This window comes from Prevotella sp. MGM2, from assembly GCF_002933955.1.
Taxonomy (GTDB): Bacteria; Bacteroidota; Bacteroidia; order Bacteroidales; family Bacteroidaceae; genus Alloprevotella.
Window position 1 is genome coordinate 32,112 of sequence record NZ_BEWW01000047.1, and the last position, 9,560, is coordinate 41,671.

Here is a 9,560-nt window from a genome sequence, read left to right on the forward strand (position 1 = left end):
ACTGATCAAATTCTCAAAACCATCAAAATGAAAAAAATCCTTTTCAGCCTGCTGGCTCTATTATCAACATCTCTGACGGCTCAAACAGAAGTAACTGAATATCAACCTGGAATAACTGAAGACGGTATCACATATTTTCTGCCGAGTACCGCTCTCCGTTTCACAATAACCGCCACATGCACCACTTATACTCCTGGCGAATATTGTCGTTACGCCCAACGGTATCTGCGTCTCAAAGAGGTGCCGCAAACAGCCTTCAAAGTGTGGAAAATAACGGGAGTCAAGGCTACACCTTTCGGCATAGCCGATAAAAAGCAGGCATATTCCATCAAGTTGAAGAACAAGACTCTGGCGCCTCTCGTCAGTTTATCAGCCGACGGCCGTCTGCTTTCGGTAAACGGCAACGTGGAAGTGACCGAAGACATATTGCCTTCCGCCCGTGTCATTGCGGACACTACGAAATTCCTTAATCCTACCGATTACAAGACAGAAGAAATCCTTGCCGCCGGCAGTATTGCCAAGATGGCGGAACTCACGGCCAACGAAATTTACGACATCCGCGAAAACCGCTCCCTGCTGACCAAGGGTCAGGCCGATTTCATGCCCAAAGACGGACAACAGCTCAAACTGATGCTCAACCAGCTCGACACGCAGGAGAATGCGTTGTTGCAGCTGTTCAGGGGAACGAAGAAAACAGACACGCACGTTTTCACCTTGGACTATGTTCCGGACAGCGAAACAAAGGGCGAGATACTATTCCGTTTTTCAAAACATCTGGGACTGGTAAAGAACGACAATGTGGCAGGAGAGCCTTATACCATTGAAGTGAAAGATCTGAAAGCATTGCCCAATGTTGAAACCATATCAAAACCGAAAGACAAGAAAGTGGAAGATCTGCGTTATACAGTGCCCGGAAAAGGCGAAATCATTTTGAGGCACAACGGGCAGGAAGTTTATAAAAGCACCTTGCCAATGGCACAATTCGGGCGTGTGGAGCATCTCGGCGGAGACCTCTTCAACAAAAAAAGCACCACACGGGTATACCTGTCTCCCTCAACGGGCGCCATTACAAAAATAGAAGGAGAATAACCGACAGTTAGCGTACCCTCCATAACATACCGGACAAAAACCATTAATATCATCAAACAATGAATAAAGCTCAGCTGATTGACAACATCCGTCAGAAAAAAAGTTTTCTCTGCGTAGGACTCGACACCGACCTGAAAAAAATCCCCCAGCACTTACTCAGCGAGGAAGATCCTCTCTTCGCTTTCAACAAAGCCATCATCGATGCCACCGCCCCCTATTGCGTGGCCTACAAGCCCAACCTTGCTTTTTACGAATGCTTCGGTCTGCCGGGATGGATTGCTTTTGAAAAAACCGTGAAATACATCAAAGACAATTATCCCGACCAGTTTATCATTGCCGACGCCAAGCGTGGAGACATCGGCAACACATCGGCCATGTACGCCCGTTGCTTTTTTGAAGAGATGGACATTGATGCCCTCACCGTCGCCCCCTATATGGGCGAGGACAGTGTGACGCCTTTCCTCCAGTATGAAGGAAAGTGGGTGATACTCCTGGCCCTTACCAGCAACAAAGGGTCGCATGATTTCCAACTGACGGAAAGCGCCAACGGCGAACGCCTGTTTGAGAAAGTGCTCCGCACATCCGGCAACTGGGCCGGCGACGACCAAATGATGTATGTGGTCGGTGCCACACAAGGCGCGCTGTTTGCCGACATCCGCCGCGTAGCGCCCGACAACTTCCTGCTGGTGCCAGGCGTCGGAGCACAGGGAGGTTCGCTCCAGGATGTTTGCCAATACGGAATGACCGATACCTGCGGACTGCTTGTCAACTCCTCACGCGGTATCATTTACGCCGACAACACTCCCGACTTCGCCAAAGTAGCCGGCGAGAAGGCACACGAACTCCAAACAGAAATGGCGGCCGAACTGGCCAAGCGCGGCATTTGATACGCCTATGTCGGGAATCATGATATTCCGATACGGAATATTACAGTTTCCGCAAACAAAGACATGCCCCAAGGGCCGGAATCCAGACTTGTCACAGTTAGGTATTCCGGCCGTTTTTTTCATCTGTTCTCCCTTTTTACATTGGTCAAAAATTCCGGCCGCCATCAGCATCCACATTTTAACACTATTTGCTTTCCGGCGGAGAATATCGTATATTTGCAACAGCAGAGCGGGACTTTCAGGTAGAAAGCCCCGCTTTTTCAACGTTTTTCAAGCCATTCATTGCAGTTTTCCACCGTATTTTTCGAGAAAAATCCCCGTATCGGAATTTAAATTCCAAGTATTCGTGTTAAAATTCCGATACTGACTTCCACAATTCCAATACTTAGAGTTGATTTTCCACCTCTTCGAAATGTATTGAAAGGTTAAAAAAGTTAATCATCCAATTACTCTAAAAGTCGGTTACATGATAAAAAATCTTTCATTTTCTGTCACAAAATCCTTTCTCATGTGTTACAATAATAAAGACAGGAACAGATAATCATTTCCCAAAGGCCCTTGAATGTTAAAAGATATCAAATGGGGGGGGTAATTGCCTATTTCAAGAAAAAGTCTTTACTTTGCACCTGCAATAGGATCAAAGGAAAATTATTTCATTTTTTTACAAAAAAGCATTAAAACTATCAAAAATACTATGAAAACCCTCCCTATCATCTTGCTCTGGTGCATAACCATCAGTGCGGCCGCACAAAACTTCAGTTTGCGCGGCAAAGTGACCGATGCAATCACTCAAACTCCAGTAACATCGGCCCGGGTAGAACTGCTGCAAGGCCGCGATTCCACCGTGTATGTACGCACCCAAACTGCCCCCGACGGAAGTTTCACACTCACGCCGCGGCGGGCGGGCGACTATACGTTGCGCGTGGCCTCTTTGGGCTATCATCCGCAGAGCCGCAAGGTGAAACTCACCGCTCAAAATCCTGTTATCGACACCCTCAACATCTCCCTCATGACCAATGACGTGGTGCTGGGCGAAGCCACCGTTACCGCCCTCGCACGCCTGCTCACGGTGAAGCAGGACACGATGGAGTTTCACACCGATGCCCTCCGTCTGCCGCCCGGCTCTGCCCTGAGCGCAACCATCAAGCTGTTGCCTGGCTTCGAAATGGACAAGGACGGCAAAATTACCTATCAGGGCAAGGAGGTGAAGAGTGTGCTCGTGGGAGGCAAAGAGTTTTTCGGCGACATACAGACGGCGCTGGCCAACATGCCTGCCGATGCCGTTGAAACCATTTCGACCTACGAGAAAACAGATGAGGATAAAGAGTTCAGAGGAAAGGTGGACGATGACAAGGCCATGGTAATTGACCTGAAAATCAAAAAGGAATATCTGGCCTCCTGGAACATCAACACCGACATGGCCTACGGCACGGAAGACCGCTATGTGGCCAAAGGCTTCGCCTCTACTTTCACCGACCGCCGCCGGATGGCCATTTTCGGTTCGGTGAACAACGTGAGCGAAAACCAGCAGGTAGACGAAAACGGTAACTGGAACTATTACAGCAGCGCAAACGGACTCTACACCTATCGGAAAGCCGGCGCCATGTTTGCGTGGGACAACGGCAAGAAAAACAAAGAGACCGGACACTTCAAGGCCAATCTCAACGCCAACATCTCCTACAACAACGGACTGTACAACCAGCAGAGCAATAGAGAAACATTCATGCCCGACAACAACTCGCAATTCTCCTACAGCCGTGACCGCCGGTGGAACCGCCAGAAAAATGCCAACGGAAACGGCCACATGGTGTGGAACATCGACACACTCAAGCGACTGAGTCTGTACGGGAATTTCAGCCTGTACAAATCGTTCGGAAAAAACGACTTGATCAGTTCCACCTACAACAGCCGTCAGGAAACCGACGATCCGGCCTACGAACTGAACCGGCCCGACCTTCCGGACGGCCTGCGGCAGCAAGGCATCAACTCGATGAAAAGTACCGAACGCTCAGAGAGAGATTATGAGTATTACTTCTTCTTCATAAATTATCAGCATTTGTTCGAAAAGGACAAACACGGTATTCACTTATATGCCAGTACCACTCACGAGAAGAACAGAGGGCAGACGGACTATCTGACTACCTACCGCTATTTCAGGCCTGATGCGCCAAGACCGGAGTATTTCAACCGCCAATACGACGACACCCCCGGCCAGAACCACTCCTATGACCTGTCAGCCTACTATTTCTGGAATATAAACAAACATTTCTCGCTCGAAGCCGGATATTCTTTCTCCCATGAACAAGATCAAAATGACCGTAACCTCTACCAGCTCGACCGCTACGAAGGCTATAACTCCGATAACCTTCCCATAGGCTTCCGCCCCTCCACGGCCGACTCGCTCAATGCTGTCATCAACATAGAAAACTCCCGGTGGTCCACAACTTACAACAACTCACATGGAGGAAATCTGGCCTTTGAAGGTAAATTCAAGAATATTGAGTTCAACACAAACATTACCGCAAATGCCTACGATGAACGACTTTATTTCCTGCACAACGGCACGCATTATTCGCCTTCGCACAACTATTGGCAATTATATCCCAATGCCTACTTCAAATGGAACTTTACCAAAAACGGGAATGTCAGGCTGAGATATTACGGTGGGCCAGGCCGTCCCGAGCTGCAAGAACTGCTGCCGATAACGGACAACAGCAACGAAATGAACATTATCCGCAACAATCCCAACCTGAAGGATACGTGGAACAACAATATTAACTTGAACGGACAATGGTTCAACACCCAGCGGGGAGACAATTACAACATATACGTCAATTTCGACCAACAGTCCAATGCCATTGTCAACACGATTACCGTGGATCCCGTCACCGGAACCCGCTATACCGACAAAGTCAACGTAAACGGACATTACTCCATCTACGGACGGCTGTCCACAGAGCAACCGCTCGACACAGCCCGCCGGTGGATACTCTCTACCTCGGTGTCAAGTTCGGCCAACCGACGCCGCTCTTACATAGGAAAAGAGCTCAGCACCAACCATAACTACAGTGCCATCGTCAATCCATCCATCCGATACCGCAGAGACAAATGGAGCTTACGTCTTTCGGCAAGCTATACCGGCGAGTTCTCACGCTACGACAACAACACTGCCTACAACCAGAACGGCCATATTTTCCAAGCACAGCTGGCGCCTCAGGTGGAACTGCCTTTCGGCATGAAAATCAGCACTGATTTGGGTTACTACAAGCGGACAGGATACAGTGACAACCAGCTTAACCACCACCAGTGGCTATGGAACGCAAACATCTCGCAAACTTTCCTGAAGAACAAGGCGCTCACCGTACAGTTGCAATGGGTCGACATCCTGCGGCAGCGTACTTCGGAATATAACGTACAGACAGCATCGTTACGATCATACACGCGCACAGACGCCTTCCTAAGCTACGCGCTCCTGCATGTCATATACAATTTCAACCTGAAAGGAAAAGGCCCAAAATAATCCGGCCTCTGGCTATAAATCATCGTCCCCCCAGCCTATCCGACTGGGGGGACGATGATTTATAGCGATTATCAAAAATAAAGAGACATTCTTGCAAACAGCAACGGCAAACTACCGGGCTGCCATTGCACGGGCTGCCACAAAGGCCGTGGTCCACGCCGCCTGAAAATTGAAACCGCCCGTAACGGCATCCACATCAAGCACCTCGCCTGCAAAGTAAAGTCCGGCACAGTGCCTGCTTTCCATCGTCAGGGCATTGACTGACGAAAGTGCCACACCGCCGCAGGTGACAAATTCATCGCGATAAGTTCCTTTTCCCTCTATGGCATAAGCATCTGCGGTCAGGACATTTGCCAGGCGGTTGAGGCTTTTCCCACCTAACTCACCGCAAAGTTGCTCCTCACAAAGTCCGCAACGCCGGAGCAAGTAAAGCCATAACCGTTGCTGCAGGCCGTAAGGATGCAAAGTGCCAAGTTGTTTGCGCGGGTTGTCGGACAACATTTTCTGCAAGTAGCCGCGCACGGTTTCCATATTCACTTCTCCCGCCCAACTTACCTGCAATGGCGAACGGTAGCCGGCATCGTGGAGATGGCGTGCGGCATAAGAAGATAATTTCAATATGGCGGGACCGCTCAGTCCCCAATGAGTGATGAGCAAAGCACCACGGCTACGGAACTTTGTTCCCGGAATAGAAACCTGAGCCGCTTCCACAACAAGTCCCATCATTGCCGTCAGATCTTTATGAAGAATAGAAAAAGTGTAAAGCGACGGACAAGGTGTTTCCATCTTGTGACCAAGTGCCGCCAAATAATCAAAACCTTCAGAGCGGGGAGCGCCACCTGTGGTCACAGCCACCCGGTCAAACCTCTCAGCGGAATGCCCCTCGCCGGAAAAGAGAACCTCCAGCCCACCCTCTTCATGTCGTTTCACCGCCTTGACCGGATGGCCGAGACGTACTTCCACTCCAAGCCGACCGGCCTGATGGGTGAGGCACGATATGACTGCCGCCGAATCCTGTACGGCGGGAAAAACACAATCGTCATCCTGTGTGACAAGTTTCACACCATGCGCCTCAAACCACCTGTAAGCATCCTCGTGGCTGAATTCGCGCAACAAACGCTTCATCAGCCGGGCACCGCGGGGATAGATGTGTGAGAGGTCATCTACGTGTGCGAACGAATTGGTCAGATTACACCGGCCACCACCCGACACCCGTACTTTTGCCAATACACGCCCGGCACGTTCGAATATGATCACACGGTTTTCGGGAACTGCCTGCTTAAGATGTATGGCGAGGAAAAAACCGGCAGCACCGCCACCGACAATCGCTATCTTCATATAATAGGGAGATAATATCTGTTTGAAAGAAATGTCATACTTTTGGACATTCAAAAGTAATAAAAACTTAGTATAGGAGCAATGAGAAAACGCTTTTACAGACTTTTTCACCTGATCAAATCTTTGAAAACCGTAATTATGGTAGTATTATCCGTAATGGAAGTAAAGAAAAAGTAATCAGTTCTTCGTATTTTTGCCCTCAGAAACTTCAAAAAACATAAATATCATGTATTTGGAACAAATCAATTCACCAGCCGATGTCAAACGACTGAATATAGAACAATTGCCCGTACTGGCCGATGAAGTGCGGACGGCCTTGCTTGAAAAACTTTCGCAACACGGCGGACATATCGGCCCAAACTTCGGCATGGTGGAAGCAACCATAGCACTACACTACGTATTCAATTCACCCGAAGACAAACTGGTGTTTGACGTCAGCCACCAAACGTATGTCCATAAAATGCTGACCGGCCGCAGAGAGGCCTTCACCTCGGCAGAACACTACGATGATGTGTCGGGCTACTCTGAGCCTGCGGAAAGCCAACATGACCATTTCATCATAGGGCATACCTCTACTTCAATAAGTCTGGCGCTCGGGCTGGCCAAAGGACGCGATCTGAGAGGAGGCAACGAGAACATTGTGGCCATTATTGGCGACGGGTCGCTCAGCGGCGGCGAAGCTCTCGAAGGCCTCAATGTGGCTGGAGAATTAAGCACAAATTTTATCATCGTGGTAAACGACAACCAAATGTCCATTGCGGAAAACCACGGTGGCATGTATCGCAATCTGCTGCAATTGCGCGAATCGAAAGGAACATGTTCCTGCAATCTCTTCAAAGCCATGGGGCTGGACTACTTGTATGTGGAAGAAGGCAACGACCCGGCCGCTGTAATCGAAGCGCTTCAAAAAGTAAAAGACACAGGCCATCCCATTGTCGTACATATCAACACGCTGAAAGGAAAAGGTTTCCAACTGGCGGAACAAGAAAAAGAACGCTTTCATTGGGGATTACCGTTTGACAAAGAAACCGGCGAAACACGACCGGAATACGTTCATGCCGGAGAAGACTATCACAGTCTTACTGCTAAAATCCTACTAAAGGAAATGCAAAATGACCCTTCGGTAGTGGCCATTACTGCGGGAACCCCAGCCGTAATGGGCTTTGGACCAGAACAACGGCGTGCCGCCGGCCGGCAGTTCATAGACGTAGGCATTGCCGAAGAAACAGCTGTAGCCATGGCCTCCGGCATCGCCAAACGAGGAGCGCACCCGGTATTCGGTGTCTACAGCACTTTTGTACAACGCACTTACGACCAGCTATCTCAGGATCTCTGCATCAACAACAATCCCGCGACACTGCTCGTTTATGTTGGGACTCTTACCGGAATGAATGATGTAACGCACTTAGGATTTTTCGACATTCCTCTGATAGCCAACATTCCCAACATGATTTATCTGGCACCCACTTCTAAAGAAGAATTCATAGCCATGCTACATTGGAGCCTTCACCAAACGGCCTGCCCCGTCAGCATACGCGTACCGGCTAACGGCGCTATTTCAACAAATCAAAAGATTGAATACGACTTCAATGAAATCAACAAATATCAGGTGACTCGCCACGGACAGAAAGTAGCCATATTGGGATTGGGCAGTTTTTATCAGTTAGGTGAATGTGTCTGCGATATTCTGAAAAAAGAACACGGACTAGAAGCCACGCTCATCAACCCACGCTTCATTACCGGACTTGACATAAATCTGCTCGATAATTTGAAAGACAACCACAATCTGGTAGTCACACTTGAAGACGGCGTACTGGATGGTGGATTCGGCGAAAAAATAGCCCGTTATTATGGTACGACTTCTGTTCGTACGCTCTGTAAAGGTGCATCAAAAGCTTTCGCAGACCGGTATGATTATGACGAATTTCTATCTGCCAACCGACTCAAAGCCGAACAAATTGTGGAAGATATTCTTGCCAACTGCTAATGTCTGACAAATCATAAGGTAAAAGGGAAGTATCAAAGCCTTCCCTTTTACTTTATCTCATCCATTGCCATGACTATTTGTGGTTTTTCAGAAGATTTACTTCAAAGAAGTATTTTCTTACTTATTTTTAAATCTTCAATAAACGTCATATCATGACTGACAACAATCAAAGTCCCTTCATAATCTTTCAACACATCAGTAAGAATATGAATATTTGCAATATCAATATTGTTTGTGGGTTCGTCTGCAATAATAACATCGGGCGTGCTTTGGCTAACCATTAGGCAACAAAGGACAAGGCGCATTCTTTCTCCACCGCTTAAATACGCACATTTCTTGTCCCACACCTTCTGAGGAAATAGAAAACGATTCAAACATATTTTTAATTCATGCTCAGCCATGACAGAATTAAAACTTGCTACCTGCTCCAATATGGTACTGCTGCTCCGAATTAAAGAATACTCCTGATCCAAATACACATATTGCAGATTATCGGTTCTGTACATAGTACCTTCAGTCGGTTCGAGTGTACTAGTAATTAGTTTGAGTAAAGTGCTCTTTCCACTTCCGTTATTCCCCGCCAGCCAGATACGTTCTCCACTATAAACGGTAAAATCCAAATTGTCCTGCCATAAATTGCTACTTTCTTTATAAGCAAAATTTATCTGTCGGGCTTCTATCAACTTTTTACGGGTCAAGCCGAAAACACGGTGCATGAATTTTGAGAAAAGTGTTAAAT

6 protein-coding genes are annotated in these 9,560 nt (G+C 48.0%); 4 read left to right on the forward strand and 2 right to left on the reverse strand.

Going from position 1 to position 9,560, the window contains the following annotated elements; translation table 11 throughout:
* Positions 1-27 precede the first annotated feature (27 nt).
* The 3 genes from C5S62_RS01255 to C5S62_RS01265 all read left to right on the forward strand — a co-directional run bounded on the left by C5S62_RS01255 (position 28) and on the right by C5S62_RS01265 (position 5,496).
* The gene (locus tag C5S62_RS01255; RefSeq protein ID WP_104403725.1) at positions 28-1,089 is read left to right on the forward strand and encodes a DUF4831 family protein; all 1,062 of its coding nucleotides are present in this window, start codon (positions 28-30) and stop codon (positions 1,087-1,089) included.
* Positions 1,090-1,148: 59 nt separating this feature from the next.
* Positions 1,149-1,976 carry an orotidine-5'-phosphate decarboxylase gene (pyrF, locus tag C5S62_RS01260; RefSeq protein ID WP_104403726.1) on the forward strand — a complete coding sequence of 276 codons (828 nt, stop codon included), beginning with the start codon at positions 1,149-1,151 and terminating at the stop codon, positions 1,974-1,976.
* 694 nt (positions 1,977-2,670) lie between these two features.
* Complete coding sequence (locus C5S62_RS01265; RefSeq protein WP_104403727.1) at positions 2,671-5,496, forward strand: TonB-dependent receptor; 2,826 nt, start codon at positions 2,671-2,673, stop codon at positions 5,494-5,496.
* Between the two features lie 111 nt (positions 5,497-5,607).
* On the opposite strand, the gene C5S62_RS01270 is transcribed toward C5S62_RS01265, so the two are convergent.
* Positions 5,608-6,834, reverse strand: coding sequence for an NAD(P)/FAD-dependent oxidoreductase (locus C5S62_RS01270; RefSeq protein ID WP_104403728.1), 1,227 nt, complete (start codon positions 6,832-6,834; stop codon positions 5,608-5,610).
* A 226-nt stretch (positions 6,835-7,060) separates the two neighbouring features.
* Here C5S62_RS01270 and C5S62_RS01275 point away from each other — a divergent pair, with 226 nt between their 5' ends.
* The gene (locus tag C5S62_RS01275) at positions 7,061-8,821 is read left to right on the forward strand and encodes a 1-deoxy-D-xylulose-5-phosphate synthase (protein WP_104403729.1); all 1,761 of its coding nucleotides are present in this window, start codon (positions 7,061-7,063) and stop codon (positions 8,819-8,821) included.
* A 101-nt stretch (positions 8,822-8,922) separates the two neighbouring features.
* Here C5S62_RS01275 and C5S62_RS01280 read toward each other — a convergent pair.
* Positions 8,923-9,560, reverse strand: a 638-nt coding sequence (locus tag C5S62_RS01280) for an ATP-binding cassette domain-containing protein (RefSeq protein ID WP_223301088.1), incomplete at its 5' end; no start/stop codon positions are given.

Coding starts and splice junctions, on each gene's coding strand:
- C5S62_RS01255 (WP_104403725.1), top strand. CDS start 28: ATGAAAAAAATCCTTTTCAGCCTGCTGGCTCTATTATCAACATCTCTG.
- C5S62_RS01270 (WP_104403728.1), bottom strand. CDS start 6,834: ATGAAGATAGCGATTGTCGGTGGCGGTGCTGCCGGTTTTTTCCTCGCC.
- C5S62_RS01265 (WP_104403727.1), top strand. CDS start 2,671: ATGAAAACCCTCCCTATCATCTTGCTCTGGTGCATAACCATCAGTGCG.
- C5S62_RS01275 (WP_104403729.1), top strand. CDS start 7,061: ATGTATTTGGAACAAATCAATTCACCAGCCGATGTCAAACGACTGAAT.
- pyrF (WP_104403726.1), top strand. CDS start 1,149: ATGAATAAAGCTCAGCTGATTGACAACATCCGTCAGAAAAAAAGTTTT.